The 26054-nt window shown below is 70.8% G+C and carries 25 protein-coding genes and 1 pseudogene; 14 read left to right on the plus strand and 12 right to left on the minus strand.

The window, feature by feature from the left end; all coding sequences use genetic code 11:
* The first annotated feature begins 135 nt into the window (after positions 1 to 135).
* The 3 genes from ACZ7L1_RS33555 (at position 136) to ACZ7L1_RS33565 (ending at position 1529) form a co-directional block, all read left to right on the plus strand.
* Positions 136 to 471: a YnfA family protein gene (locus ACZ7L1_RS33555; protein ID WP_471442668.1), complete on the plus strand. Its 336-nt coding sequence runs from the start codon at positions 136 to 138 to the stop codon at positions 469 to 471.
* Between the two features lie 111 nt (positions 472 to 582).
* Positions 583 to 1359, plus strand: coding sequence for an SDR family NAD(P)-dependent oxidoreductase (locus tag ACZ7L1_RS33560; RefSeq protein ID WP_471442670.1), 777 nt, complete (start codon positions 583 to 585; stop codon positions 1357 to 1359).
* Positions 1359 to 1529, plus strand: a complete 171-nt coding sequence (locus ACZ7L1_RS33565; RefSeq protein WP_471442672.1) for a hypothetical protein — start codon at positions 1359 to 1361, stop codon at positions 1527 to 1529. Before ACZ7L1_RS33560 ends, ACZ7L1_RS33565 begins: the two co-directional genes overlap by 1 nt.
* Positions 1530 to 1550: 21 nt before the next feature.
* Here the strand turns inward: ACZ7L1_RS33565 and ACZ7L1_RS33570 are convergent, their stop codons facing one another.
* Positions 1551 to 2744 carry an RtcB family protein gene (locus tag ACZ7L1_RS33570; RefSeq protein ID WP_471442674.1) on the minus strand — a complete coding sequence of 398 codons (1194 nt, stop codon included), beginning with the start codon at positions 2742 to 2744 and terminating at the stop codon, positions 1551 to 1553.
* A gap of 194 nt (positions 2745 to 2938) precedes the next feature.
* Here ACZ7L1_RS33570 and ACZ7L1_RS33575 point away from each other — a divergent pair, with 194 nt between their 5' ends.
* From ACZ7L1_RS33575 to ACZ7L1_RS33585, 3 genes are all read left to right on the plus strand, one after another.
* The gene (locus ACZ7L1_RS33575) at positions 2939 to 3793 is read left to right on the plus strand and encodes a DUF3558 domain-containing protein (RefSeq protein WP_471442676.1); all 855 of its coding nucleotides are present in this window, start codon (positions 2939 to 2941) and stop codon (positions 3791 to 3793) included.
* A gap of 118 nt (positions 3794 to 3911) precedes the next feature.
* Positions 3912 to 4862 carry a DUF3558 family protein gene (locus ACZ7L1_RS33580; protein WP_471442678.1) on the plus strand — a complete coding sequence of 317 codons (951 nt, stop codon included), beginning with the start codon at positions 3912 to 3914 and terminating at the stop codon, positions 4860 to 4862.
* A gap of 180 nt (positions 4863 to 5042) precedes the next feature.
* Positions 5043 to 6332, plus strand: coding sequence for a DUF2637 domain-containing protein (locus tag ACZ7L1_RS33585; protein WP_471442735.1), 1290 nt, complete (start codon positions 5043 to 5045; stop codon positions 6330 to 6332).
* A 56-nt stretch (positions 6333 to 6388) separates the two neighbouring features.
* On the opposite strand, the gene lysS is transcribed toward ACZ7L1_RS33585, so the two are convergent.
* A complete protein-coding gene (lysS, locus tag ACZ7L1_RS33590) occupies positions 6389 to 8131 on the minus strand; it encodes a lysine--tRNA ligase (RefSeq protein ID WP_471442679.1) in 1743 nt (580 codons plus the stop codon).
* A 220-nt stretch (positions 8132 to 8351) separates the two neighbouring features.
* Here lysS and argS point away from each other — a divergent pair, with 220 nt between their 5' ends.
* Positions 8352 to 10115, plus strand: coding sequence for an arginine--tRNA ligase (argS, locus tag ACZ7L1_RS33595; protein ID WP_471442681.1), 1764 nt, complete (start codon positions 8352 to 8354; stop codon positions 10113 to 10115).
* A gap of 102 nt (positions 10116 to 10217) precedes the next feature.
* On the opposite strand, the gene ACZ7L1_RS33600 is transcribed toward argS, so the two are convergent.
* Positions 10218 to 10673, minus strand: coding sequence for a peptidoglycan-binding domain-containing protein (locus tag ACZ7L1_RS33600; protein ID WP_471442683.1), 456 nt, complete (start codon positions 10671 to 10673; stop codon positions 10218 to 10220).
* A 333-nt stretch (positions 10674 to 11006) separates the two neighbouring features.
* Between ACZ7L1_RS33600 and ACZ7L1_RS33605 the strand changes: the two genes are divergently transcribed.
* Positions 11007 to 11834, plus strand: coding sequence for a peptidoglycan-binding protein (locus tag ACZ7L1_RS33605; protein ID WP_471442685.1), 828 nt, complete (start codon positions 11007 to 11009; stop codon positions 11832 to 11834).
* A complete protein-coding gene (locus ACZ7L1_RS33610; RefSeq protein WP_471442687.1) occupies positions 11831 to 12811 on the plus strand; it encodes a helix-turn-helix domain-containing protein in 981 nt (326 codons plus the stop codon). The genes ACZ7L1_RS33605 and ACZ7L1_RS33610 overlap by 4 nt, the downstream gene beginning before the upstream one ends.
* Before the next feature lie 112 nt (positions 12812 to 12923).
* Here the strand turns inward: ACZ7L1_RS33610 and ACZ7L1_RS33615 are convergent, their stop codons facing one another.
* Positions 12924 to 13340: an ATP-binding protein gene (locus ACZ7L1_RS33615; protein WP_471442689.1), complete on the minus strand. Its 417-nt coding sequence runs from the start codon at positions 13338 to 13340 to the stop codon at positions 12924 to 12926.
* 113 nt (positions 13341 to 13453) lie between these two features.
* On the opposite strand from ACZ7L1_RS33615, the gene ACZ7L1_RS33620 reads away from it, so the two are divergent.
* Together ACZ7L1_RS33620 and ACZ7L1_RS33625 are read left to right on the plus strand one after the other, a co-directional pair.
* Positions 13454 to 14281: a helix-turn-helix domain-containing protein gene (locus ACZ7L1_RS33620; RefSeq protein WP_471442691.1), complete on the plus strand. Its 828-nt coding sequence runs from the start codon at positions 13454 to 13456 to the stop codon at positions 14279 to 14281.
* The gene (locus ACZ7L1_RS33625) at positions 14278 to 14478 is read left to right on the plus strand and encodes a DUF397 domain-containing protein (RefSeq protein WP_471442693.1); all 201 of its coding nucleotides are present in this window, start codon (positions 14278 to 14280) and stop codon (positions 14476 to 14478) included. Before ACZ7L1_RS33620 ends, ACZ7L1_RS33625 begins: the two co-directional genes overlap by 4 nt.
* Before the next feature lie 7 nt (positions 14479 to 14485).
* On the opposite strand, the gene ACZ7L1_RS33630 is transcribed toward ACZ7L1_RS33625, so the two are convergent.
* Positions 14486 to 15691: an aminotransferase-like domain-containing protein gene (locus ACZ7L1_RS33630; protein ID WP_471442695.1), complete on the minus strand. Its 1206-nt coding sequence runs from the start codon at positions 15689 to 15691 to the stop codon at positions 14486 to 14488.
* 162 nt (positions 15692 to 15853) lie between these two features.
* Between ACZ7L1_RS33630 and ACZ7L1_RS33635 the strand changes: the two genes are divergently transcribed.
* A complete protein-coding gene (locus ACZ7L1_RS33635) occupies positions 15854 to 16786 on the plus strand; it encodes a phosphotransferase family protein (RefSeq protein WP_471442696.1) in 933 nt (310 codons plus the stop codon).
* 130 nt (positions 16787 to 16916) lie between these two features.
* Here the strand turns inward: ACZ7L1_RS33635 and ACZ7L1_RS33640 are convergent.
* Positions 16917 to 17012, minus strand: a pseudogene (locus tag ACZ7L1_RS33640) (SAM-dependent methyltransferase); the annotation flags it as partial.
* A 358-nt stretch (positions 17013 to 17370) separates the two neighbouring features.
* Between ACZ7L1_RS33640 and ACZ7L1_RS33645 the strand changes: the two are divergent.
* The gene (locus ACZ7L1_RS33645; RefSeq protein WP_471442698.1) at positions 17371 to 17958 is read left to right on the plus strand and encodes a DUF4232 domain-containing protein; all 588 of its coding nucleotides are present in this window, start codon (positions 17371 to 17373) and stop codon (positions 17956 to 17958) included.
* Here ACZ7L1_RS33645 and hemB read toward each other — a convergent pair.
* The 6 genes from hemB to ACZ7L1_RS33675 all read right to left on the minus strand — a co-directional run bounded on the left by hemB (position 17955) and on the right by ACZ7L1_RS33675 (position 24889).
* Positions 17955 to 18968 (minus strand): porphobilinogen synthase, encoded by a 1014-nt coding sequence (gene hemB, locus ACZ7L1_RS33650; RefSeq protein WP_471442699.1) that lies wholly within the window; start codon positions 18966 to 18968, stop codon positions 17955 to 17957. The genes ACZ7L1_RS33645 and hemB overlap by 4 nt on opposite strands.
* A 201-nt stretch (positions 18969 to 19169) precedes the next feature.
* The gene (locus ACZ7L1_RS33655) at positions 19170 to 20876 is read right to left on the minus strand and encodes a bifunctional uroporphyrinogen-III C-methyltransferase/uroporphyrinogen-III synthase (RefSeq protein ID WP_471442701.1); all 1707 of its coding nucleotides are present in this window, start codon (positions 20874 to 20876) and stop codon (positions 19170 to 19172) included.
* A complete protein-coding gene (hemC, locus tag ACZ7L1_RS33660; RefSeq protein WP_471442703.1) occupies positions 20873 to 21847 on the minus strand; it encodes a hydroxymethylbilane synthase in 975 nt (324 codons plus the stop codon). The genes ACZ7L1_RS33655 and hemC overlap by 4 nt, the downstream gene beginning before the upstream one ends.
* The gene (locus tag ACZ7L1_RS33665; protein WP_471442705.1) at positions 21844 to 23595 is read right to left on the minus strand and encodes a glutamyl-tRNA reductase; all 1752 of its coding nucleotides are present in this window, start codon (positions 23593 to 23595) and stop codon (positions 21844 to 21846) included. Before ACZ7L1_RS33665 ends, hemC begins: the two co-directional genes overlap by 4 nt.
* Positions 23592 to 24362, minus strand: a complete 771-nt coding sequence (locus tag ACZ7L1_RS33670) for a redox-sensing transcriptional repressor Rex (protein WP_471442707.1) — start codon at positions 24360 to 24362, stop codon at positions 23592 to 23594. The genes ACZ7L1_RS33665 and ACZ7L1_RS33670 overlap by 4 nt, the downstream gene beginning before the upstream one ends.
* Positions 24363 to 24598: 236 nt before the next feature.
* The gene (locus tag ACZ7L1_RS33675) at positions 24599 to 24889 is read right to left on the minus strand and encodes a glutaredoxin family protein (protein WP_471442709.1); all 291 of its coding nucleotides are present in this window, start codon (positions 24887 to 24889) and stop codon (positions 24599 to 24601) included.
* A gap of 182 nt (positions 24890 to 25071) precedes the next feature.
* Between ACZ7L1_RS33675 and ACZ7L1_RS33680 the strand changes: the two genes are divergently transcribed.
* Positions 25072 to 25983: an HAD family hydrolase gene (locus ACZ7L1_RS33680; RefSeq protein ID WP_200418669.1), complete on the plus strand. Its 912-nt coding sequence runs from the start codon at positions 25072 to 25074 to the stop codon at positions 25981 to 25983.
* The last annotated feature ends 71 nt before the right edge of the window (positions 25984 to 26054 follow it).

The raw sequence follows: 26054 nt of genomic DNA on the forward strand, positions 1-26054 counted from the left end.
CTTCCTCCACGTCGGTCCCCGGACAAATCACCGCATGTATGCCACGCGGACGACAGGACAGGCGCCGCCGGGCAGGTGAGGTGAGGACGCAGGAGGGCCGACGGGCCCACGGAAACGGCGTGCGAAGGTGGCCGCATGCTGATCCTCCGCTCCGCAGCCCTGTTCCTCCTCGCCGCGCTGTTCGAGATCGGCGGCGCCTGGCTGGTCTGGCAAGGGGTGCGTGAACACCGCGGATGGCTGTGGGCCGGCGCGGGCGTCATGGCTCTCGGTATCTACGGCTTCGTCGCCACATTCCAGCCGGACGCCCACTTCGGGCGCGTCCTGGCGGCGTACGGCGGTGTCTTCGTGGCCGGTTCACTGGCCTGGGGCATGGTGGCGGACGGCTACCGCCCCGACCGCTGGGATGTGACCGGGGCACTGATCTGCCTCGCCGGAATGGCCGTGATCATGTGGGCGCCGCGGGGCCACTGACCACCCTTCGGGCACCCCGCCGGGCGCGTGCCCCGCCACCTATCCTGGGCGGAGGCCGCTCATACGCCCGCATGAACGAGCCACTGCCGAACGACCGTCGAGGAGTCGCCCATGACCGCCGCAGCACCCTCCGCCGCCTCCCGTATCGCCGTCGTCACGGGCGCGAGCAGCGGGATCGGCGCCGCGACGGCCCGGCAACTCGCCGCAGCGGGCTACCGCGTGGTCCTCACCGCCCGCCGCAAGGACCGTATCGAGGCGCTCGCGGAGGAACTCACGGGCGCGGGTCACTCCGCGACGGCGTACGCGCTCGACGTCACCGACCGCGCGGCGGTCGACGAGTTCGCGACCGCCTTCAAGACGATCGGCGTCCTCGTGAACAACGCGGGCGGCGCGCTCGGCGCCGACCCGGTCGCCACCGGCGACCCCGGGGACTGGCGCCGGATGTACGAGACGAACGTCCTCGGCACCCTCAACGTCACCCAGGCCCTGCTCCCCGCCCTGACCGCGAGCGGCGACGGCACGGTGGTCGTCGTCTCCTCCACCGCCGGCCACGGCACGTACGAGGGCGGCGCGGGCTACGTCGCCGCCAAGCACGCCGAGCACGTCCTCGCCGAGACCCTGCGCCTGGAGATCGTCGGCACCCCGGTCCGCGTGATCGAGATCGCCCCCGGCATGGTGAAGACGGACGAGTTCGCGCTGACCCGCTTCGGCGGCGACCAGGACAAGGCGGCGAAGGTCTACGAGGGCGTCGCCGAGCCCCTGACCGCGGACGACGTCGCGGACACGATCACCTGGGCGGTCACCCGCCCCAGCCACGTCAACGTCGACCTCCTGGTGGTCCGCCCGCGCGCCCAGGCCTCGAACACCAAGGTACACAGGGACCTTTGATGGCCGACCCGATCCCACCGGCCGACGACGCGGACCACACAGCCGAACAACAACGCCTCTCCCTGGAGAAGAAGCGCGAACGCTACGTCTGGTACTACCTGGCGTACTTCCTCTTCGGCATCCACCTCGTGGCGTTCGTGATGATCTACGCCGTGCGGCACGCGAAGTGAAACCTGCGGGGGCCTCGTACATCAACCCTTCACGCAGACGACCTGCTTCAGCTTCGCCACGACCTGCACCAGGTCGGTCTGCTGCTCGATGACCTTCTCGATGGGCTTGTACGCGCCCGGGATCTCGTCCACGACGCCGGAGTCCTTGCGGCATTCGACGCCCCGCGTCTGGTCCTGAAGGTCCTTCGCCGTGAACCGGCGCTTCGCGGCGTTGCGGCTCATGCGCCGACCGGCGCCGTGCGACGCGGAGTTGAAGGACTTCTCGTTTCCGAGGCCCCTCACGATGTACGAACCCGTCCCCATCGAACCGGGGATGATCCCGTACTCGCCGGACCCCGCGCGGATGGCCCCCTTACGGGTCACGAGCAGGTCCATGCCCTCGTACCGCTCCTCCGCCACGTAGTTGTGGTGGCAGGAGATCTCCGGCTCGAAAGTCGGCTTCGCCTTCTTGAACTCCCTGCGGATCACGTCCTTCAGGAGGGCCATCATCAGCGTGCGGTTGTACTTCGCATACTCCTGCGCCCAGTACAGGTCGTTGCGGTACGCCGCCATCTGCGGGGTGTCCGCGACGAAGACGGCGAGGTCACGGTCGATCAGGCCCTGGTTGTGCGGGAGGCTCTGGGCCACGCCGATGTGGTGCTCGGCGAGTTCCTTACCGATGTTGCGAGAGCCGGAGTGGAGCATCAGCCAGACGGAACCCGCTGTATCTGTGCATATTTCCACAAAGTGGTTGCCGGATCCGAGCGTTCCCATCTGCTTTTCCGCCCGATCCTGACGGAATCTGACCGCTTCAGCGACCTCGTCAAAACGCCCCCAGAACTCCTCCCACCCCGAGGTGGCGAACCCGTGCAGCCGCCCCGGGTCGACGGGATCGGCATGCATCCCCCGCCCCACCGGAATCGCCTGCTCGATCTTCGAGCGCAGGCGTGACAGATCCCCCGGCAGGTCGTTCGCCGTCAGTGACGTCTTCACGGCCGACATCCCGCACCCGATGTCGACCCCGACCGCCGCCGGGCACACCGCGTCCCGCATCGCGATCACCGAGCCGACCGTGGCTCCCTTGCCGTAGTGGACGTCCGGCATGACCGCCAGGCCCTTGATCCACGGCAGGGTCGACACGTTCCGCAGCTGCTGCATCGCGGCGTCCTCGACCGTCGACGGGTCCGTCCACATACGGATCGGAACCTTCGCCCCCGGCACCTCAACGTACGACATATCGTCCTCAATCCCCCGGAATCACAACAGAAGTCTGTAAGCGCAAAACCGGCGCCAAGGTCGACGTATGGGACAACGGACCGGCGTCCACGGCAGTGCGTGCGATACACATTGTCTCCAGGGGTCCGCCCCGTGCGGCAACCGAATAACCAGCGGGCCCCACCCCGCGGAACACCGTCGAGAGGAGCCTCACCGTGCAGCGGAAGGCGTACGTACCGGGCGCCGCCGTGCTCCTCGCGGCCCTGCTGGCCGCCTGCACCGGCGGTTCCGGCAGCGGTGGCCGGGCCGCGGACCCCAAGGCCGGTTCCACCACGAGCGCCGCCGCCCCGCAGCCGGGCAAGTACCGCACCCTCGCCGACGCCTGCAGTGCCGTGAGCCATGACACCCTCGAAGCGCTTCTGCCGGGCCTGACACGCATAGCGGACCAGGAGCAGCGCGACAGGGCGTACCAGGGCGAGGCCGCCCTCACCTACAACAACGACCGCCGCTCCGGCTGTCGTTGGAAGGCGGAGTCGACCGACGCCACGGACCATCTGTTCGTGGATTTCGAGCGGGTGGTGTCGTACGACAACACGGTCTCCGACGACAACGCCGCCCATCAGGTCTACGCCACCAAGGAGCAGGCCGCGAACCTTCCGGAGCCCAGTGCCGGTTCCAGTTCGAGTTCCGGTTCCCCTGCGAGCCCCGCTCCCGGTTCCAGCTCCGGCTCCGCTTCCCCGTCCTCCTCCGCCTCTGCTTCTCCGGCCGGTGGCGGTCCCCACCCCTCGGCATCGGCGTCCGGCTCTCCCTCCGGCAGTCCCTCCGTCACCGGAACCCCGGCCGATCTGCAGCCCCGCACTCTCGACGACCTCGGCGACGAGGCGTTCATCGACGACGTGCTGAGCACCGCCCAGCAGCGGACCGTGACTGTGGTGTTCCGCACGTCCAACGTGATCGTGACCATCGAGTACGACGAGCAGCCGGCCGCGCCCGGGACCACCCCGAGCAGCGAGGACATGCAGGACAAGGCCAGGAAACTGGCCGGTCAGCTGGCCGGCTCGCTCGGCTGAGGGACCCCCTCGCCGGACCCCCGCGCGGGAACCGAACCTCCCCCCGCATGTGTCCCCACCGCGTACCGTGGCCCCTCGGACCCGTTCCGACCGAAGGACCACGAGCGTCACAAGCGTCATGAGTGAAGGAACCATGCACCGACAGCGAGACCAGCACGAGCACAGTGATCAGGGCGAGCGGAGCGAGTGCCGGCCGGGCCGGCGGGGTTCACGCGTGAGCCGTTTCCTCGTCTGCGCGGCCGCCGTCCCGGCGGTGCTCGTCGCCGCCGGGTGTTCCTCGGGCTCCTCCGGTTCGGGCTCGGGCGGCGACGCCAAGCCGCAGGCGCAGGAGTCGAGCGCACGACCCTCGCAGAGCGCGTCGGCGAACGCGGTGCGGCCCGCGGCGTACGCGACGCTGCCCCAGCCCTGCTCCGTGTTGTCGCAGAAGACCCTGGGCGATCTGGTCCCGAAGGGTGTGAAGTCCGGCAAGGCGGGCTCGACGGACGACGCGAAGACGCGGTCGAGCTGCTCGTGGAGCAGTCTGCAGAACAACGGCGTCAAGGGCTCCCAGTTCCGCTGGCTCAACGTCTCCCTGCTGCGCTTCGAGTCGGACGCCACGCGCGGCGACGGGAACAAGCTGGCGCAGCAGTACTACGACCAGCAGGTACAGGACGCCAAGGCGGTCGAGGGCGCGAAGGACACCAAGGCGGTGCCGGTCTCCGGGGCGGGCGACGCGGCGACGGCGGTGACGTACGACCTGAAGAAGAAGGAAGGCGACTTCAAGCAGCAGACGGTGGTGGCGCGCTTGGAGAACGTCGTGGTCACCGTCGACTACAACGGCGCGGGCCTGGCCGGTGACAAGTCGCCGGACGCGGACGACCTGACCAAGGCGGCGGAGAAGGCCGTCAAGGAGGTGGTGTCCGCGGTGTCGGCGGCGAACAACGACGGTGGCAAGGCGCCGGGCGGGTCTCCGTCGCAGGGGGCGTCGAAGAGCGCCTCGCCGTCGAAGTCGGCGTCGGCGTCGTCCTCCGCGTCGGCGAGCCCCGCGAAGGGCGGCTCTCCGTCGCCGTCGGCCTCGCCGAAGAGCTGACCGACTGCCGCGCGGAACGCGTGGCGCGCGCAGGGAGGTTGCGGGGGTTCGGTCCGGTGCGGATGGGGGGCTCTCCCCATACCGGCCACCCGTTCACCGCACGCGTGTGCCACCCTGTTGCGCGCAACAACAGGCACTGGGAGGGGAGTACAGGTGGCCGCGCCACTGCAGTTGACACGGATGCACCGGATTCTCATCGGTGTGGTCGTCACCGGTGCTGTCATCATCGCCGGGATCGGTTTCGCGGGTTCATACGCGGCCGTCCGTGCGCTGGCCATCAAGAAGGGCTTCGGCGACTTCAGTTATGTCTTCCCGGTCGGCATCGACGCGGGCATCTGTGTGCTGCTGGCCCTGGACCTGCTGCTGACCTGGATCCGCATTCCGTTCCCGCTGCTGCGTCAGACGGCGTGGCTGCTGACGGCGGCGACGATCGCGTTCAACGGCGCGGCGGCGTGGCCGGACCCGCTGGGTGTGGGCATGCACGCGGTGATCCCGGTGCTGTTCGTGGTCGCGGTGGAGGCGGCCCGGCATGCGATCGGCCGGATCGCGGACATCACGGCGGACAAGCACATGGAGGGCGTCCGTCTGACCCGGTGGCTGCTCTCGCCGGTTCCGACGTTTCTGCTGTGGCGACGGATGAAGCTGTGGGAGCTGCGGTCGTACGACCAGGTGATCAAGCTGGAGCAGGAGCGTCTCGTCTACCAGGCGCGCCTGCGTTCCCGCTTCGGCCGGGCGTGGCGTCGCAAGGCCCCGGTGGAGTCGCTGATGCCGCTGAGGCTGGCGCGGTACGGCGTGCCGCTGGCGCAGACGGCTCCGGCCGGCCTGGCGGCGGCGGGCATCGAACCGGCGCTGATACCCTCGGCGCCGCAGCTGAACGCAGCGGCGGGCAGTCGTGCCGCCGGGGCGGCGCCGGTCCCGCAGTCAGCCGCACCGCTCGGCGGGCAGCGCCCCCAGCTCGAGGGCGACCCCGGGCATCTCGGATACGAGGAGCCGGACGACCAGAGCCCCTGGTTCCAGGCCCCACGGCAGGTCGACTACCACGGCGGCTACGACCCGTCGTACGAGCCGGAGCCCCCGTACGACGACTGGTACGAGGACCAGCACCCGGAGCAGTTCGAGCAGACCGTCCCGCAGAAGTTCCAGGCGCCCGTCCCGCAGGGCGCGCAGCAGTCCGGACCGCAGGGTCCCCCGCAGCCCTCCCCCGAGGACACCGGCAGCTTCCCCATCCCCGTCGGCCCGAACCGCACCCGCGAGCTCGGCGAGGGCGGCGGCACGCCCCAGCCGGACGAGGAGGCGTACTACCAGGTCTTCAAGCAGTCGATCAACGGCAGCTACCCGACGCCCCGTGAGTTCAGCGAGAACGTCGAGGCGGAGTTCAGCATCGGCCTCCCCCCGGAAGAGGCCAAGCGCATGGTCAACCGCTTCACCAACCGCTACAACGCGGAACTGGAAGAGGACCACATCGCCTAGGGCCTGCACGGAAAGGCGCCCGGTGCAGAAGAGCACCGGGCGCCTTCTGCTCGGTCCTACTCCCCGAGCAGGGCCCGCACCCGGTCCTGGCCCACCGCGAGCAGCAGCGTGGGCAGGCGCGGGCCGGTGTCGCGGCCGACGAGCAGGTGGTACAGGAGCGCGAAGAACGACCGCTGGGCCGTCTTGATCTCCGGCGGCAGCTCCTTGGGCGTGGCGTCCGCGGAGAATCCGGCCTGGACCTTGGGCACGCCGTACACGAGGTGGGTGAGCCCGTCCAGCGACCAGTGCTCCTCCAGGCCGTCGAGCAGCAGCCGGATCGACTGCTGGGAGGGCTCGTCGAGGGACTTCAGCAGTTCGACGTCGGGCTCGTCGCGGACGATGGTGCGCTGGTCGGCGGGGACGTGGGTGTTGATCCACGCCTCGGCCTTGTCGTACCGCGGGCGCGCCTCGTCGAGCGAGGCGAGCGGGTTGGCCGGGTCGAGGTCGGACAGGATGCGCAGCGCCTGGTCCTGGTGGCCGGCGGTGATGTCGGCGACGGACGCGAGGGTGCGGTAGGGCAGCGGGCGGGGCGTCCTGGGCAGCTCATCGGCGGCGGTGCCGACCGCGCGGGTGTACGCGGCGACGTCGCCGGGGAGGGCGGAGCCGTCGGCCACCTTGCCCGCGAGCTTGTCCCACTCGTCGTAGAGGCGCTGGATCTCCTGGTCGAAGGCGATCTTGAAGGACTGGTTGGGCCTGCGGCGGGCGTAGAGCCAGCGCAGCAGCTGGGGCTCCATGATCTGGAGGGCGTCGGCCGGGGTGGGGACGCCACCGCGCGAGGACGACATCTTCGCCATGCCGGAGATGCCGACGAAGGCGTACATGGGCCCGATGGGCTGCTTGCCGCCGAAGATCCCGACGATCTGCCCACCGACCTGGTACGACGATCCCGGCGACGAGTGGTCGACACCGCTCGGCTCGAAGATCACGCCCTCGTAGGCCCAGCGCATCGGCCAGTCGACCTTCCAGACCAGCTTGCCGCGGTTGAACTCGCTCAGCCGGACCGTCTCGGAGAAGCCGCACGCGGTGCACGTGTACGTCATCTCGGTGGAGTCGTCGTCGTAGGCGGTGACCGTGGTGAAGTCCTTGCCGCAACCGCCGCAGTACGGCTTGTACGGGAAGTAACCGGCGGCGCCGGAGCTGCCGTCGTCCTCGGACGCGGCGCCCGAGCCCTCCTCGGCCTCCAGCTCGGCCTCGTCGACGGGCTTCTGCTGCTGCTTCTTGGCGGGCTTCGGCTTGGTGCGGTACTGGGCGAGGATCGCGTCGATGTCGCCGCGGTGCTTCATCGCGTGCAGGATCTGCTCCCGGTACACCCCGGAGGTGTACTGCGCGGTCTGGCTGATGCCGTCGAACTCCACGCCCAGCTCGGCGAGCGAGGCGATCATGGCGGCCTTGAAGTGCTCGGCCCAGTTCGGGTACGCCGAGCCCTTCGGGGCCGGGACGGAGGTGAGCGGCTTGCCGATGTGTTCGGCCCACGACTCGTCCACGCCCGCGACACCGGCCGGCACCTTGCGGTACCGGTCGTAGTCGTCCCAGGAGATCAGGTGCCGCACCTCGTACCCGCGCCGGCGGATCTCGTCGGCGACCAGGTGCGGGGTCATGACCTCGCGCAGGTTCCCCAGGTGGATCGGGCCGGACGGAGACAGCCCGGACGCGACGACGACCGGTTTGCCCGGGGCCCGACGCTCCGACTCCTCGATGACCTCATCCGCGAAACGGGAGACCCAGTCGGTGGTCTCGGTGCTCTGAGCCACGATCGGCACGTCCTCTTTTTCTGAAAGTTCTCCACGAGCAGCCGGTACGGTCGCACGGCTGACCGCTCCATTGTCCCAGGCTGCGCCACATCCACGAAAACGCCTTTTCAACGCGTTGGACGGGTGAACGGGCGCGGCCGTTCACCGGGCGAGAGGAAAATTCGCTTTACCCCGCATGGGATACTGGGCGTGTCTATCCATCCCCACGAGGAGAACGGCACCCATAGCTATGGCCTCGGTCACGTCCCTCACGTCCGCCGTCCACCAGCGCCTCGCGTCCGCCCTCTCGGCTGCCCTGCCCGAGGCCGCCGACGCGGACCCGCTGCTGCGACGCAGCGACCGGGCGGACTTCCAGGCCAACGGGATCCTGGCGCTGGCGAAGAAGGCGAAGGCGAACCCGAGGGAGTTGGCGACGCAGGTCGTCGGCCAGGTGGTCACGGGTGACGTGATCGGGAAGGTCGAGGTGTCGGGCCCCGGCTTCCTCAACATCACGGTCACGGACCAGGCGATCACCGAGAACCTCGCGGCCCGCGCCGCCGACGCCGAGGGCCGCCTCGGCGTGCCGTACACCGAGCGGCCGGGTACCACGGTGATCGACTACGCCCAACCGAACGTGGCGAAGGAGATGCACGTCGGTCACCTGCGTTCCGCGGTGATCGGCGACTCGGTCGTCAAGCTTCTCGAGTTCACCGGCGAGACGGTGATCCGCCGACACCACATCGGCGACTGGGGCACCCAGTTCGGCATGCTCATCCAGTACCTGGACGAGCACCCGCACGAGCTGGACCACAAGGCCGCCGAGGTGACGGGCGAGGAGGCGATGTCGAACCTCGACCGCCTCTACAAGGCCGCGCGCAAGTTCTTCGACTCCGACGAGGAGTTCAAGACGCGGGCGCGGCGCCGGGTGGTCGACCTCCAGGCCGGCGATCCGCACACGCTCGCCATGTGGCAGAAGTTCGTCGACGAGTCGAAGATCTACTTCTTCTCGGTCTTCGAGAAGCTGGACATGGAGATCCGGGACCCCGACATCGTCGGCGAGTCCGGCTACAACGACATGCTGGCCGAGACCTGCCGTCTCCTGGAGGAGTCGGGCGTCGCCGTCCGCTCCGAAGGGGCGCTCTGCGTCTTCTTCGACGACATCAAGGGCCCCGACGGCAAGCCGGTCCCGCTGATCGTGCAGAAGTCGGACGGCGGCTACGGCTACGCGGCGACGGACCTGTCCGCGATCAGGGACCGTGTCTTCAACCTGAAGGCCAACTCGATCATCTACGTCGTGGACGCCCGCCAGTCGCTGCACTTCAAGATGGTCTTCGAGACGGCGCGGAGGGCCGGCTGGCTGAACGACGACGTGAAGGCCTACCAGCTCGCCTTCGGCACGGTCCTCGGCAAGGACGGCAAGCCGTTCAAGACCCGTGAGGGCGAGACGGTGCGGCTGGTGGACCTGCTGGACGAGGCGATCGACCGCGCCTCCGCCGTCGTACGGGAGAAGGCGCAGGACCTGTCCGAGGAGGAGATCGCCGAGCGGGGCGCCCAGGTGGGCATCGGCGCGGTGAAGTACGCGGACCTGTCGACGTCGGCGAACCGGGACTACAAGTTCGACCTGGACCAGATGGTCTCGCTGAACGGCGACACGTCCGTCTACCTCCAGTACGCGTACGCCCGTATCCAGTCGATCCTGCGCAAGGCCGGCGACGTACGGCCGTCCGCGCATCCGGAGCTGGCGCTGACGGACGCGGAGCGCGCGCTCGGCCTGCACGTGGACGCCTTCGCGGAGACGGTGGCGGAGGCGGCGGCGGAGTACGCCCCGCACAAGATGGCGGCGTACCTCTACCAGCTCGCGTCGTTGTACACGTCGTTCTACGACAAGTGCCCGGTGCTGAAGGCTCAGACGCCGGAGCAGGTGCAGAACCGCCTTTTCCTGTGCGACGTCACGGCCCGGACGCTGCACCAGGGGATGGCGCTGCTGGGCATCAGGACGCCCGAGCGGCTCTGAACCCCACCCTGCCAGGGCCGCGGCCCGTCCTCTCCCCCGTGGGAGGACGGGCCGCGGTGTCTTTGGGCCGTCTGCGCGCAGGCCGCCTCTCGCGGGCGGCCGTCAGACGTAGTCGTCGGCGAACCGCTTGAACGCGGCCTTGGTGTCCTTCCCGGCGATTCCGTCGATCTTGCCCTTGTAGCCGTAGTACTTCTTCAGCATGCGCTGCAGCGCCTTCACCGTGTCGCCTCCGACGACGCCGTCGATCTTCTTGTTGTAGCCCCAGTACTTGTGGAGGTAGCGCTGCATGGCCTTCCAGCTGTCGGTGCCGAGCCGGCCGTCGATCTTGCCCTGGTAGCCCCAGTGGTTCTTCAGCACCCGCTGGATGCCCATGGCCTCCTTGGTGTTCAGGCCCAGGTTGTTCACCGCCTGCACCGAGACGGCCTGGGTGCTCATCGCCGGCTTGGCGGCCGGCGCGGAGGCCGCGAAGCCGGCGGTCGCCCCCGCGAGGCTCCCGGCGGCGATCCCGGCGACGGCGGTGGCCGCAACGAGGGTCCTCGCCATGAAGTTCGGTCGCATGTGTGTCCCTTTCGGGTGATCGGGCAGCGCCTGACGTGGTGGGCGCCGCTGGCCACTCGAGAGTGCGGGCCGGGCGCCGAGATGCGCCACGAGCGCCGCCGCAGTGACGACTTCGTGGGACGTCCAGGGCGTTGACCTGCGGGGACACATCTTGGCGGGACGCCTGGGCGGGACGCTTCGACGTGACGTCGGCGGGGAGCGGGTGGGGCGGGCGGGTGGCCTATTCGGTGCCGGGGCGGGAACCGATATGTGGGGTGCGCCGTGGAAGTTCATGCAGAATGCGGCGGAAACGGGGACCGACGACCAAGGTCCCGGGACGCGAGTAGGGGGAACATGTCGCGTTGGAAAGCGCTGCCCGCAGACCTGGATCCGCGTGTGCGGCAGTTGGTGGTGCGATTACGGCGGCTGAAGGACCACGGCGATCTGAGCATGCAGCGGCTGGCGGCGAAGACCGGCTACAGCCAGAAGTCGTGGGAGCGGTACCTCAACGGCAGGTCGCTGCCGCCCCGTGAGGCCGTGGAGGCACTGGCCCAGGTCGGTGGTGAGGATCCGACACGGCTGCTGGTGCTGCACGAACTGGCCGCGGAGGGCTGGGAGAAGCGGCGCCGGGGCACGTCGGTGGCGGAGGCGGACGGGAAGGAGCCTTCGGCGGCCGAGGCCGGGCCGTTCCCGACTGACGACGAGACCCCGTCCGCCGCGGACGGCAAGACGGCCCGGCCGCACGGACGTTCGTTGCGCATCGCGGTGGGGGCGGGAGCCGTGGCCCTGGTGCTGGCCGCCGTCTCGGCGGTTCTCCTGGTCGCCCGCCTCACGGACCACGGCACCGACGACAAGGCGGTGACGACCCGCCCCGCCTCGACCGCCGGCTCCTTCCCGACGTCGGGGTCGGCGCCGTCGTACACCTGTCGCATCCAGCGGACCGACGGCCACTGGTACGCGGGCAACAGCCGTACGCAGGACGCGATCCTGGCGCAGGGCCTGGCGGGTCCGGACGTGGCCGAGGCGCAGTGCCTGCTGCGTCGGGCGGGCTTCTCCCCCGGCGGCATCGACGGTGTCTACGGGCCGCTGACCGAGCGCGCGGTCAAGGAGCTGCAGAAGCGGGCCGGTCTGCCCCCGGACGGCATCGTCGGACCGCACACCTGGAGGGCGCTGCGCACATGACCCGGCCGACGGGGACGCAGGGGACGACGTCCGCGGAGCGGGCGCGGTTGGCGGCCGAACTGCGCGAGCTGAAGGCACGCACCGGTCTGAGCCTGGCCCGCCTGGAGGAACGCACCCCGTACAGCAAGTCGTCCTGGGAGCGCTACCTCAACGGCAAGACACTGCCGCCGCGCCAGGCCGTGCTGGACCTGTGCCGCCTCGCCCACGAACCCGCCGCCCGCTGTCTGGCCCTGTGGGAGCTGGCGGAGTCGGAGGCGAGTGGACGCGCACGGGCGGAGGAGCCGCCCACGGCCCCGGCGCAGCAGTCACCCCCGCCTCCGGCTTCGTCCCCCTCCCCGGCCACGGACGGGGACACGGCGGGGGCCACGGATACGGACGCGGCGAACGCCACCGGCACGGCGAAGGCCACCGGCACCGCCCCGGCCCCGGCCGACGACACCGGACACGCCGTCCGGAAGGGCGCGGTCGCCGCGCTGGTCGCCGCCGTGTGCGCCCTCGCCACCGGGGCCGTCGCCCTGGCCCTCTTCCTGATGCCGCACCCGGGCGGCGCACCGCGACCGTTCCCGTCCCCGCCCCAACCCGTCCTCGCCCCGCTCTGCGGGGGCGCCACCTGCGAGGGCGGGGACCCGATGGCACTGCACTGCGGCCCCCACCCGGCCACCCTGGCGTCGCACCACACCGCCGCCGGCGTCGGCATGGAACTGCGCTACAACAAGGACTGCGGCGCGAGTTGGGCCCGGGTGTGGGGCGCCCATGTCGGGGACCGGATCGATGTGACCGCGGACGGCCGCAGTCACTCCGCCCGGGTCAAGGACGCCGACGACGCGAAGGACTACGTCTACACCCCCATGGCCGCCACCCGCCCCGGCACCGTCGTCCGGGCGTGCTTCCGACCGACGGCGGGCGGGCGACCGGAGTGCGTCGAGGGCCGTGTGACGGCCCCGCCTCAGACCCCCGCGACCCGGCCCTCCGGATGACCTGACCATGGCCGGCGAACGTCGCGCGAACCCTGGGAGGCCCGGTCGCGTCCACTGAGGGGTGTGCCTGCGGAACTGCGACACATCTGGGAAATGTGTCGCACCGGAGGGTTCAACCGCCTGGCCACAGCGTCGACAGAAATTCGCACCACACCACCTTGCCGGGGTCCCGCTCCCCCACCCCCCACTTGTCCGAGAGCGCCGCCACCAGGAGCAGCCCCCGGCCGCCCTCGTCCGCCTCCAGTGGGATGCGCGGCTCGCCCGGACCGCTGTCGTGCACTTCCACCCGCAGCAACACGCCGTCGTACCGCAGGAACACCCGGAAGCAACGGCCCGGCGGTACCCCGTGCACCAGCGCGTTCGTCGCCAACTCGCTCACGCACAACAGCACGTCGTCACTTCGCTCGGCCTTCGCGAGCCCCCAGCCGGCCAGCACCTCGTACGCGAACTGCCGTGCGGCCGGGACGGATCGGCGCTCCCGTCGGAAGAACCTCTCACGCAGGGGCGGAAGTTGGATCATTTCGTTCACGAGACGAGTGTTGCGGAGAGTCACTACCGTGAATCACTCAGTGAACCCGTACGGTTTTTTTGTACGGGTTCCTTCGGGGTCGCGAACGGGCACGCGCGGGGAGTTGGACCAGCATGACCTCCAGGAAGCCTCCACGGAAGAAGAACGTCTCGGCCATGAAGATGCTGGGCGTCCAGCTCGGCACGGCCCGCCGTGCGGCGGGCCACACCCAAGGGTCCCTGGCCAGGGAGCTCATGGTCGACGAGGAGACCATCGCGTCGATCGAGCAGGGGCGACGGCCGTTGAAGCCGGATCTGGCCGAGGCGCTGGACCACCTGCTCGACACGAAGGGATTGTTGACGGCCGGGGTGGCCAACCTCCCTGAGATCGACCAGTTCCCGATGTGGGCGGAGTTGTACATCCACCACGAGCGCGAGGCCATTGCCCTGTCCTGGTACGACACCCTGGTCGTGCCTGGCATCCTCCAAACCGAGGCATACGCCCGCGCCGTGCTGCGCAATCGTGTACCGGCGTACGACGAGGACGAGGTCGAGACCCGTACGGCAGCCCGTGTCGAGCGTCAGGAGATTCTGCACCGGAAGATCCCGCCGACGTTGAGCTTCGTCGTGTGGGAACCCGTGCTTCACCTGGGAATCGGCGACCCAGGGGTGCGCAGGGAGCAGCTACGGCACCTGCGCGCGATTGCTGAACTGCCGGGCGTCGCCCTGCAGTTCCTCCCCTTGGACAGCCCCTATCACGCTGGTCTCAACGGCCCGTTCACCCTCCTGGAGACGCCCGACCACCAGCATCTCGCCTACACCGAGTCCCAGCGCGGCAGCCAGTGGGTCTCCGACCCGGACGAGGTGTCCATCCTGGCGCGCAAATATGCGATGCTGCGAACACAGGCCCTGACCACTCATGACTCCATGGGTCTGCTCGACCGCTTGCTGGGAGAAGCATGAGCACCGAAGCACTTCAGTGGTTCAAGTCGACCTACAGCGGTGACGAGGGCGGCCAGTGCCTCGAAGTCGCCTTCACCACCCCCCAGTCCACCGACAACGCGGCGGTCCACATCCGCGACTCCAAGAACCCCACCGGCCCCACCCTCCGGGTAACCCCCGCCACCTGGACCGCCTTCACCACCTACGCGACCCGCTAGGCGACCCTCAGCTCAGTCCCTTCCCCAGTCTGCGCAACCCCTCCTCGATCTCCCCCGGTGTGTGCGTGACGAAGCACAGCCGCAGGGTCGACCGGTCCGGCGCGTCGGCGTAGAACGGCGCGCCCGGGACGTACGCCACGTCCTGCTCCACCACCCGCGGCAGCAGCGCCGTGGTGTCGTACCCCTCCGGGAGCCGCGCCCAGAGGAACATGCCGCCCTCGGGGCGGTTCCAGACGGAGCCCTCGGGCAGGGCGTCAGCGAGGCCGACGAGCATCGCGTCGCGGCGTTGGCGGTACGCGGCGGCGACCCGGACGACGTGCGCGTCGAGGTCGCGGTCCGCCAGGTACCGCGCGGCGGCGAGCTGGTTCACGGTCGGGGTGTGGAGGTCCGCGGCCTGCTTCGCGATCGCGCAGGCCCGCCGCAGCGCCGCCGGTGCCCGCAGCCAGCCGAGGCGCAGGCCGGGGGCCATCACCTTGGAGAACGAGCCGAGGAGCACCGCGCGGTCGTGGGCGTCCTCGTAGGAGGCGATCCACGGCACGCGCTCGCCCTCGAAGCGGAGCTCCCCGTAGGGGTCGTCCTCGACGATCCACAGGCCGTGCCGGGCGGCGACGCCGGCGATCGCCGCGCGGCGGTCGGCGGGCAGGGTGCGGCCGGTGGGGTTCTGGAAGGTGGGGACGGTGTAGAGCAGCTTGGGGCGCTCCCGCACCACCAGCTCCTCCAGCGCGCCGGGGTCGATACCGTCCTCGTCGCAGGGGACGGCGACGACCCGGGCGCCCGCGAAGCCGAAGGCCTGGAGGGCCGCGAGGTAGCAGGGGTTCTCGACGAGAACCGTGTCGCCGGGCTCCAGCAGGGCGGTGACGAGCAGCGAGAGGGCCTGCTGGGAGCCGGTGGTGACGAGCAGGTCGTCCGGGCCGGTGGCGAGGCCGCGCGCGGTGGTGCGGTCGGCGAGGGCGGCGCGCAGCGCCGGTTCACCCTCGGTCGTCGAGTACTGGAGTGCCCGCTGCGGGGCCTCCGTCAGCACGGCGTGGAACGCGGCGGCGACGCCCTCGCTGTCGAAGAGCCCGGGGGCGGGCAGGCCGCCCGCGAAGTTGACGACTTCGGGACGCGCGGTGACGGCGAGGATGTCCCGAACGGGGGAACCGCCGACCTCGGCGACCCGGGCGGCGAACGCGGGCTGGGGCGGACCGCTGGGCGTGCTTTCGCTGGAGGTCACGAGGGCGGCTCCTGATGGGCAGGGGCGTTCGCAGGACGTAACACGTCATAGGGAACGCCATTCGAAAACGGCTCGTTCGTGCACCTTAGGGATATCGCTGTCCCCTACAACAGTCTCGTTTCGCCATGCGGACGACGGTCCGTGGGCCCTAGCATGCGGCGCATGCTGCCGAGCGTGGACACGAACGACGAGTTGAAAGCCATCGTCTCGGACGAGGAGGTGTTACGCCCGGCCGTGCTGCATCTGCTCGACCAGATGGGCCTCGTCGGACTCGCGGTGCGCCGCTTCCCGGACGGGACTCTGCCCGTGTACGCCGTCGGGGGCGACCTGGTGCTGAAGCTGTATCCGCGGTTCGAGGCGCGGGAAGCCGTGCGCGAGGCACGGGTGTTGCACCACCTGTGGGGACAGCTCAAGCTTCCCACCCCGCGCTTGATCGGCACCGAGGAGTTCGTGAACGGCTGGCGGTGGGTGCTGATGTCCCGGCTGCCCGGCTGGACCCTCAACGACGTCTGGCACCGGCTGACCGCGGCGGAACAGGACCGTATCGTCACGGAGTCGGCCGAGGCGCTGGCCTCCCTGCACGCGATGTACTGGAACCCGCTGACGGACATCGTCGGGCCCCCGGACTGGACGGCGTTCCTGCGCAGCCAGCGCGCCGGAGCGCTCGAGTGGCACCGTCACTCCGGGGTGACCGAGCCCTGGCTGAGCCGGATCCCCGACTTCCTGGACTCCGTGCCGCTGCCCGTGTCCACCGAACGCGTGCTGCTGCACACCGAGTTCATGAGCGAGCACCTGACCATCGACATGCGCGGCGGGCGCGTGCTGACGGGCATGTTCGACTTCGAGCCGGCGATGATCGGTGATCCGGCGTACGACTTCGTCTGCGTCGGCCTGTTCGTCACCCGTGCCGACCCGCGCCAGCTCCGCCGCTTCTACGAGGCCTACGGACGCGCCCCGCACGACCCGGACCAGTTGATGGCGTACACGCTGCTGCACGTCTTCAGCGATCTGCCCTTCTACCTCCACGAGCTGCCGCACCCGGCCGAACCACGCTTCGACGCACTCGCCGAGCAGTGGTTCGGCACGGACGGCTGACACCGGGGAACGCTCCCGGCGTCAGGCCTTCTCGCCGGTGGCCCCGTACACGTTGATGTCGGCGTCCGTGACGTCCTCGACGAAGTGCAGGACCGCCACGAGTACGAGGGCGACCGGCTGGTCGAAGTCGGAGGAAGACGTCGTAGACGCGGGCCGGATGGGCCTTGGTGGTGTCGATCCGCTTGCGCAGCTCGGCCGGGTCGTGGCTGAGTGCGTCGTCGGACATGGCGTCTCCCTGGTGGTCGGCGTAAGGAGTCGGTCGTTCCATCGGTCGATGGGTCGGTCGGCCGTTCCCTCGGTCGTGCGTCGAGCGACCGATGTGATGGTCAACAACGTGACTGCTGAGGCCGGTTGGAAGTGCCCGGTCCGCTTCCGGCCGAGACCCGCCGTCCCGGGCACCCCTCCCAAGGGACGGCATTCGCGCAGGTCGGGAAGCGTTCCATCGGCTCGGCGTCCCGAATTCGGCGGCGACTGTGGCGGGCGGGCGAACCACCGGTCAAGCTGGGCCGTCGAGGCCTCCGCTCCCGCCGACCGGTCGAGCGGAGGCGTCACCCCCCGACTCGCACGTCCGAAGGGCCCCGACCATGTCCTTTGCTCGTACCGGCCGTCCCACCCGTGCCGTCCGCCCCCGGCTGCTCGCCGCCGTCACCGTCGCGCTCGCCGCGCTCGCGCTGTCGGCCTGCGAGAACGGCGAGGGTGTACGGGACGAGGGCCCCTCCTCGCTGCCCGGCCCGTCCGTCCGGGACACCGGGCACCCGGGCAGGGCGGTCCCCTGCTCGGGCAAACACATGCGGACGACGGCGACGCGGGTGAGCGAGCCGGTGAACCACCTGCTGTTGACGGTGACGAACACGGGCGCCGTGAACTGCTCCCTCAACGGCTACCCGAAGGCCCGCTTCGGCGAGTCCGGCTCCCTCGCGCCGCCGGCCCGGGATCCGAAGCCCCGTGGGTCCCGGATCACCCTCTCCCCCGGAGGGTCCGCCTACGCGGCCGTGCTGCTGTCGGCGGCGGACGGCACGGGCGGGCACGGCCGCACCGTCACGTCCCTCACGATCACGCTCCCCACCGGCCCGGCCGCCCGCCCGGCGCTGCCGCCCAAGGGCCTGTACGTCGACGACACACTGCGGGTCACGTGCTGGCTGCCGAACCGGAAGGCGGCGTTGACGTACTAGCCGATGTACTGGGTGTCTGCGCGGAGTTTGCGGGCCACCTCGGTGGCCCAGTACGTGAGGATGCTGCGCGCACCGGCGCGCTTGATGCCGGTCAGGGTCTCCAGGATGGCCCGGTCGCGGTCGATCCAGCCCTTCTCGGCGGCGGCCTCGATCATGGCGTACTCGCCGGAGATCTGGTACGCGGCCACGGGCACGTCGACCGCGTCCGCGACCCTCGCCAGGATGTCGAGGTAGGGCCCGGCCGGCTTGACCATCACCATGTCGGCGCCCTCCTCGAGATCGAGGGCGAGTTCGCGCAGGGACTCGCGCCAGTTGGCGGGGTCCTGCTGGTAGGTCTTGCGGTCGCCCTGCAGCGAGGAGGCGACGGCCTCGCGGAACGGCCCGTAGAAGGCGGACGAGTACTTGGCGGTGTAGGCGAGGATTGCGACGTCCTCGCGCCCGATCTGGTCGAGCGCGTCGCGGATGACGCCGATCTGCCCGTCCATCATCCCGCTGGGCCCGACGACATGGGCACCGGCGTCGGCCTGGACCTGTGCCATCTCGGCGTACCGCTCGAGGGTGGCGTCGTTGTCGACCCGGCCCCTGGCGTCGAGCACGCCGCAGTGCCCGTGATCGGTGGTCTCGTCCAGGCACAGGTCCGACATGACGAGGAGGTCGTCGCCGACCTCGGCGCGCACGTCCCGGATGGCGACCTGAAGAATCCCTTCCGGGTCGGTGCCCGGGGTCCCGACGGCGTCCTTCTTCGACTCCTCGGGCACGCCGAAGAGCATGATCCCGGAGATCCCGGCCTCCACGGCCTCCAACGCCGCCTTCTTCAGGCTGTCCCGGGTGTGCTGCACGACACCGGGCATGGAGCCGATCGGCACGGGCTCGCTGACTCCCTCACGCACGAAGGCCGGGAGGATGAAGTCGGCGGGGTGCAGCCGGGTCTCGGCGACCATACGGCGCATGGCGGGCGTGGTGCGCAGCCGCCGGGGACGGGTACCGGGGAAGGATCCGTACTTCGTCATGCCTTCTACGCTACGCCCGGCGGGGGTGTCCTTTTGCCGACGCCGAGTCGGGCGAAACTCCGCACGCCTCTCGCCCCCGCCGGTCCCGTCCTCCAGGGGCCCCGCCCCTTCGACCCCGGCGGGGGCCCCGCCCCCGCACCCCGTTGGGAGGCGCAGCCCCCAGGGGCGGCAAGGGCAGGGGCGGCGGGGGCGACGACACCGCTACGTCGTCGACCGACGCCTCCGCGCCCCCGGCCTCCGCTCGCTCGGCCGTGTCACCGGGTCCCCGGCCGCCAGCGCGGCGGCCCGGCGCTTGAGGCCGAAGTCCGCCAGCGCCTCCGCCAGCTTGTGGACCGACGGCTCCGGGGCCATGACGTCCACCCGCAGGCCGTGCTCCTCCGCCGTCTTCGCGGTCGCGGGACCGATGCACGCGATCACCGTCACGTTGTGCGGCTTGCCCGCGATGCCGACCAGGTTCCGGACCGTGGACGAGGACGTGAACAGGACCGCGTCGAAGCCGCCGCCCTTGATCGCCTCACGCGTCTCGGCCGGCGGAGGCGAGGCGCGGACCGTCCGGTAGGCCGTCACGTCGTCGACCTCCCAGCCGAGTTCGATCAGGCCCGCGACCAGGGTCTCGGTCGCGATGTCGGCGCGCGGCAGGAACACGCGGTCGATCGGGTCGAAGACCGGGTCGTACGGGGGCCAGTCCTCCAGCAGGCCGGCCGCCGACTGCTCGCCGGAGGGGACCAGGTCGGGCTTCACACCGAAGTCCACCAGTGCCTTCGCCGTCTGCTCGCCGACCGCCGCGACCTTGATGCCCGCGAAGGCGCGCGCGTCCAGGCCGTACTCCTCGAACTTCTCCCGGACCGCCCGCACCGCGTTGACCGACGTGAACGCGATCCACTCGTAGCGGCCCGTCACCAGGCCCTTGACCGCTCGTTCCATCTGCTGCGGAGTGCGCGGGGGCTCCACCGCGATCGTCGGGACCTCGTGCGGCACGGCCCCGTAGGACCTCAGCTGGTCGGAGAGCGAGGCCGCCTGCTCCTTCGTACGCGGCACGAGGACCTTCCAGCCGAACAGCGGCTTGTTCTCGAACCACGACAACTGGTCGCGCTGGGCGGCGGCGGAACGCTCACCGACCACGGCTATCACCGGACGCCCGCCCTCGGGGGACGGCAGGACCTTCGCCTGCTTCAGCGTCTGCGCGATGGAGCCGAGGGTGGCGGTCCAGGTGCGCTGCCGCGTCGTCGTACCGGCCACCGTCACCGTCATCGGGGTGTCCGGCTTGCGGCCCGCGGCCACAAGCTCCCCGGCCGCCGCCGCCACCGAGTCCAGCGTCGTGGACACCACGACCGTGCCGTCGGACGCGCCGACCTCCGTCCAGCAGCGGTCGGAGGCGGTCCGGGCGTCCACGAACCGGACGTCCGCGCCCTGCGCGTCCCGCAGCGGCACACCCGCGTACGCGGGCACGCCCACGGCGGCCGCGACGCCGGGGACGACCTCGAACGGCACGCCCTCGGCGGCGCACGCCAGCATCTCGCCGGCCGCGTACGCGTCCAGGCCGGGGTCGCCGGACACCGCACGGACGACCCGCTTGCCGCCCCGCGCAGCCTCCATGACAAGATGTGCGGCATCCCGCAACGCAGGGACACCAGCGGCTGTTGACTCGCCGTCAACAACCGTCAGCTGAGGCGTGCCCACGCCCGGATACGCACCCGTGGAGGGGTCCGTGTCCGTGTTGAGCTCGGCGACGCCCGCTCTGGCATGCGTGCGCACGACGTCGAGCACCTCGTGCTCGCCGACGAGGACGTCCGCGTTGGCCAGCGCCTCGACGGCGCGCAGTGTGAGTAGTCCCGGATCTCCGGGTCCGGCACCGAGGAAGGTGACGTGCCCGTGTTCAAGGCCGGCGGGAAGGGTGGTGGGGCTCAATGTGCTCGCTCCCCCATCAGACCGGCCGCGCCCTTGGTGAGCATCTCGGCGGCGAGTTCGCGACCGAGCGCCATTGCCTGGTCGTGCGTCTCGGGCACGGGACCGGTGGTGGACAGCTGCACCAGCGTGCGGCCGTCGGGTGTTCCGACGACTCCGCGCAGGCGCATTTCCTTGACAACCTGCCCGTCGGCCAACAGGTCGGCCAGCGCGCCCACGGGGGCGCTGCAACCGGCCTCCAGGGCGGCGAGCAGGGACCGCTCGGCGGTCACGGCGGCCCGTGTGAACGGGTCGTCGAGCTCGGCGAGCGCCGCGATCAGGGCAGCATCCCGGGCGGTGTTCCCCGCCCTGCACTCGATCGCCAGTGCCCCCTGGCCGGGGGCGGGCAGAACCGTGTCGACCGACAGGAAGTCGGTCACCTCGTCGATCCGCCCGATGCGGTTGAGCCCGGCCGCGGCGAGGACCACGGCGTCCAGCTCACCGCTGCGGACGTATCCGACCCGGGTGTCGATGTTGCCGCGGATCGGGACGGTCTCGATGTCGAGGCCGTGGCCGCGCGCGTACGCGTTCAGCTGCGCCATGCGGCGCGGCGAACCGGTGCCGACGCGCGCCCCGCGGGGCAGGTCGGTGAACTTCAGGGCGTCGCGCGCGACGATCACGTCCCGCGGGTCCTCGCGTACCGGCACGGCGGCCAGCACCAGCTCCTCGGGCTGCGCGGTCGGCAGGTCCTTCAGCGAGTGCACCGCGAAGTCGACCTCGCCGCGCAGCAGTGCGTCGCGCAGGGCGGTCACGAACACACCGGTGCCGCCGATCTGCGCGAGGTGCTCGCGGGAGGTGTCCCCGTACGTCGTGATCTCCACGAGCTCCACGGGCCGTCCGGTCACCCGGCGTACGGCGTCGGCGACCTGCCCGGACTGGGCCATGGCCAGCTTGCTGCGCCTGGTCCCGAGCCTCAGTGGTGACTGCTCACTCATGCTCGCCCTCGGTTCTTGGCGTTCTCGGTGTTCTCGGTGGGCTTGGGGTCGTCGGCCCGGGAGACGGAGGCGACCGTCTCGGGGTCCAGGTCGAACAGGGTGCGCAGCGCGTCCGCGTAGCCGGCGCCGCCGGGTTCGGCCGCGAGTTGCTTGACCCGTACGGTCGGGGCGTGCAGCAGCTTGTCCACGACGCGCCGCACGGTCTGCGTGATCTCCGCGCGGTGCTTGTCGTCGAGGCCGGGCAGCCGCCCCTCCAGTCGGGCGATCTCGTTCGCCACCACGTCGGCGGCCATCGAGCGCAGCGCGACCACGGTGGGCGTGATGTGCTCGGCGCGCTGGGCGGCGCCGAACGCGGCGACCTCGTCGGAGACGATACGCCGGACCTGGTCGACGTCGGCAGCCATCGGCGCGTCGGCGGAGGCCTCGGCGAGCGACTCGATGTCGACGAGCCGCACTCCGAGCAGCCGGTGCACGGCCGCGTCGATGTCGCGGGGCATCGCAAGGTCCAGCAGCGACAGCACGGGCGCGGGGCGGGGCGTCTCGACGACGGGCTCCGGACGGCGGCGCTCCGGGATCCGGCCGATCGTGGCGACGGTCGCGGCGAGCGCGCTGATCAGCTCGGCCTCGGTCCCCGGGTCCGCCACGACGGCCGTACGACCGCCGCGCGGTTCCTCGGCGCCCTTGTCCACCCACGCGGCGTGCTGCTCCAGCTCGGCGGCCGGCATACCGGCGACGGCGGCTTCGCCGAGCACCGAGAAGTGGGCGGTGCCCTGGACGGCGGAGAGGTCGAGCGGGCAGCCCTCCTCGGTGCCGAGACCGGTGGGCGGCAGGTGGCCGCGTATCGGCGCCGGGTCGGTGACGCGCGCGGAAGACGCGGCTGCGGCGTCCGGGGCGACCGGTCCCTCCACCCGGCCCTCGAGGGCCGCGGCGACCGACTGGGCGGTGAGGACGAGCCCGGTCGCGCCCGTGCAGGACACCACGACGTCGGCACGTGTCAGCTGGTCCGGAACCGTCTCCATCGGCACCGCACGCGCCCGTACGTCCGTGTCGTCCCCTTCGGTGAGGATCTGCGCCAGGCGCTCGGCGCGCTCCAGGGTGCGGTTGGCGATCACGACCTCGGCGACACCGGCGCGGGCGAGCGTCGCGGCGGCCAGCGACGACATGGAGCCGGCGCCGATCACCAGGGCACGCTTGCCCTTGGCCCACGTCTCCACCGGCGCACCGGCCGACAGCTGCTCCAGGCCGAAGGTGACCAGGGACTGCCCGGCACGGTCGATGCCCGTCTCGGAGTGGGCGCGCTTGCCGACCCTGAGGGACTGCTGGAACAGGTCGTTCAGCAGGCGTCCGGCGGTGTGCTGCTCCTGCGCGGTGGCCAGGGAGTCCTTGATCTGCCCGAGGATCTGCCCCTCGCCGACGACCATGGAGTCCAGTCCGCAGGCCACCGAGAACAGGTGGTGGACGGCCCGGTCCTCGTAGTGGACGTAGAGGTAGGGGGTCAGCTCGTCGAGGCCGACCCCGCTGTGCTGGGCGAGCAGGGTGGACAGCTCGGCGACACCGGCGTGGAACTTGTCGACGTCCGCGTACAGCTCGATGCGGTTGCAGGTGGCGAGCACCGCGGCCTCGGTGGCCGGCTCGGCGGCGACCGTGTCATGGACCAGCTTGACCTGGGCGTCCGTGGTCAGCGTGGCCCGCTCGAGGACGCTGACCGGTGCGCTGCGGTGGCTCAGCCCGACGACGAGGAGACTCATGCCGGCATCACGGCGGGGACGTCCCCGTCGGGTCCCTTGTCGGCGGACTCCGTGGTCGTGGCGGCGGACGGCAGGCCGTCGGGCAGCGCATCGGCGATGGCCTCCTCGCCGGCCTTGCGCTGCTCGTGGAAGGCGAGGATCTGCAGCTCGATGGAGAGGTCGACCTTGCGGACGTCGACACCGTCCGGAACGGTCAGCACGGTCGGCGCGAAGTTCAGGATGGAGGTCACGCCCGCGCCCACGAGCCGGTCGCAGACCTGCTGGGCGGCGCCCGCGGGGGTCGCGATCACGCCGATCGAGACGCCGTTGTCCTTGATGATCTTTTCCAGATCATCCGTGTGCTGGACCGGGATGCCGGCGACGGCCTTGCCCGTGAGGGCCGGGTCGGCGTCGATGAGGGCGGCGACCCGGAAGCCGCGGGAGGCGAACCCGCCGTAGTTGGCCAGCGCCGCGCCGAGGTTACCGATACCGACGATCACAACCGGCCAGTCCTGGGTCAGGCCCAGTTCCCGGGAGATCTGGTAGACGAGATACTCGACGTCGTAGCCCACGCCCCGGGTGCCGTAGGAGCCGAGGTAGGAGAAGTCCTTGCGCAGCTTCGCGGAGTTCACGCCCGCGGCGGCGGCCAGCTCCTCGGAGGAGACCGTGGGTACCGAGCGCTCCGACAGCGCGGTCAGGGCTCGGAGGTACAGCGGAAGCCTGGCGACGGTGGCCTCGGGAATCCCTCGGCTACGGGTCGCCGGTCGGTGAGTTCGGCCAGTTGCCACGGTGCTCCTGCGGGTAGAGCGGGGCTGCGGGCGGTCACACGTCCCCGGACCGCCCCGTCGAATGCAGGCTATGTCTTTGTGAACGCGTGCACAAAGATGGTGTCCGATTTGCCCGGCAAACGTGACCGGGGTCACGCGTGGTACTCCTGGGGGCTTCACCGCACACTCTCCTCAACGATCCCCGCCCCCAAGACCAGTCGCCCCCGATCCTAGGCGACTTCGCGGACCTCTTTGGACTAGTCGGTCAGCGCCCTGCGCAACCGCTGCTCGTCGACACGCCAGAAGGTGTGCTGGGCGCCGTCGACGAGGACGACGGGGATCTGCTCCCAGTACTCGTCGTGGAGCCGCTGGTCCTGGGTGATGTCCTTCTGCTCCCAGGGCACGCCCAGCTCGCCGCACACCTTCTCGATGACGAGCTGTGCGTCGTCGCAGAGATGACACCCGGGCTTACGGATGAGGGTGACGAGCCGCTCGTGGGGCTGCCGGCCGCTGCTGTTACGCCGAAAGATGGGACTCATGTCGGCCATTCTCACTCGGGTGGAACGCGGCGGCAGCCCGCGCTCACCGCCCGGTCGTGCCCACCCCACCGCCCGTGCCACGCCGGGGGGATGACTCCTTGGGAGTCCTTTGACGACTCGGTCGTGGAGAGTTCACAGCCTCCAAACCTCTCGAGTCCGGAACCACCGAACAGAGTGGCTATGCTCGCGTCATGGCCGCTCTCGGATGGCTCACTCCCCGTAGGCGCTCCGCCACGGCGCGGAGCGTGTTGGCAGGCGAGGCCTCGGCGGAGGCAGCGCGCAAGACCTCGCAGGACGTCTCCGACCAGGAACAGCAGTTCCCGGTCCACGGCGACGACAAGGCGGCGGCGTTCTTCGACCTGGACAACACGGTGATGCAGGGCGCCGCGCTGTTCCACTTCGGCCGGGGCCTGTACAAGCGGAAGTTCTTCGAGACCCGCGATCTGGCGAAGTTCGCCTGGCAGCAGGCGTGGTTCCGGCTGGCCGGGGTGGAGGATCCCGAGCACATGCAGGACGCGCGGGACTCGGCGCTGTCGATCGTGAAGGGCCACCGGGTCTCCGAGCTGATGTCGATCGGCGAGGAGATCTACGACGAGTACATGGCCGAGCGGATCTGGCCGGGTACGCGGGCGCTGGCGCAGGCGCACCTGGACGCGGGCCAGAAGGTGTGGCTGGTGACCGCCGCACCCGTGGAGATCGCCACGGTGATCGCACGCAGGCTGGGCCTCACCGGAGCCCTGGGCACGGTGGCGGAGTCGGTCGACGGCGTCTACACCGGCCGCCTGGTGGGCGAACCCCTCCACGGCCCGGCGAAGGCGGAGGCGGTCCGCGCGCTGGCGGTGGCGGAGGGGCTGGACCTCTCGCGCTGCGCGGCGTACAGCGACTCGCACAACGACATCCCGATGCTGTCGCTGGTGGGCCACCCCTACGCGATCAACCCGGACGCCAAGCTCCGCAAACACGCCCGCGCCTGCGACTGGCGCCTGCGCGACTACCGCACGGCCCGCAAGGCCGCGAAGGTCGGCCTGCCGGCGGCGGCCGGGGTGGGCGCGGTGGCCGGGGGCACGGCGGCGGCGATCGCACTGCACCGCCGGCGCCGCTGAGGGCTCACCGGATGGTCACGGCTGCCGCCGGACGCATACGTCCCCCGCGACGGGTCGGCGCCCGTCGCGGG

Source organism: Streptomyces sp. NPDC107546 (assembly GCF_055639175.1).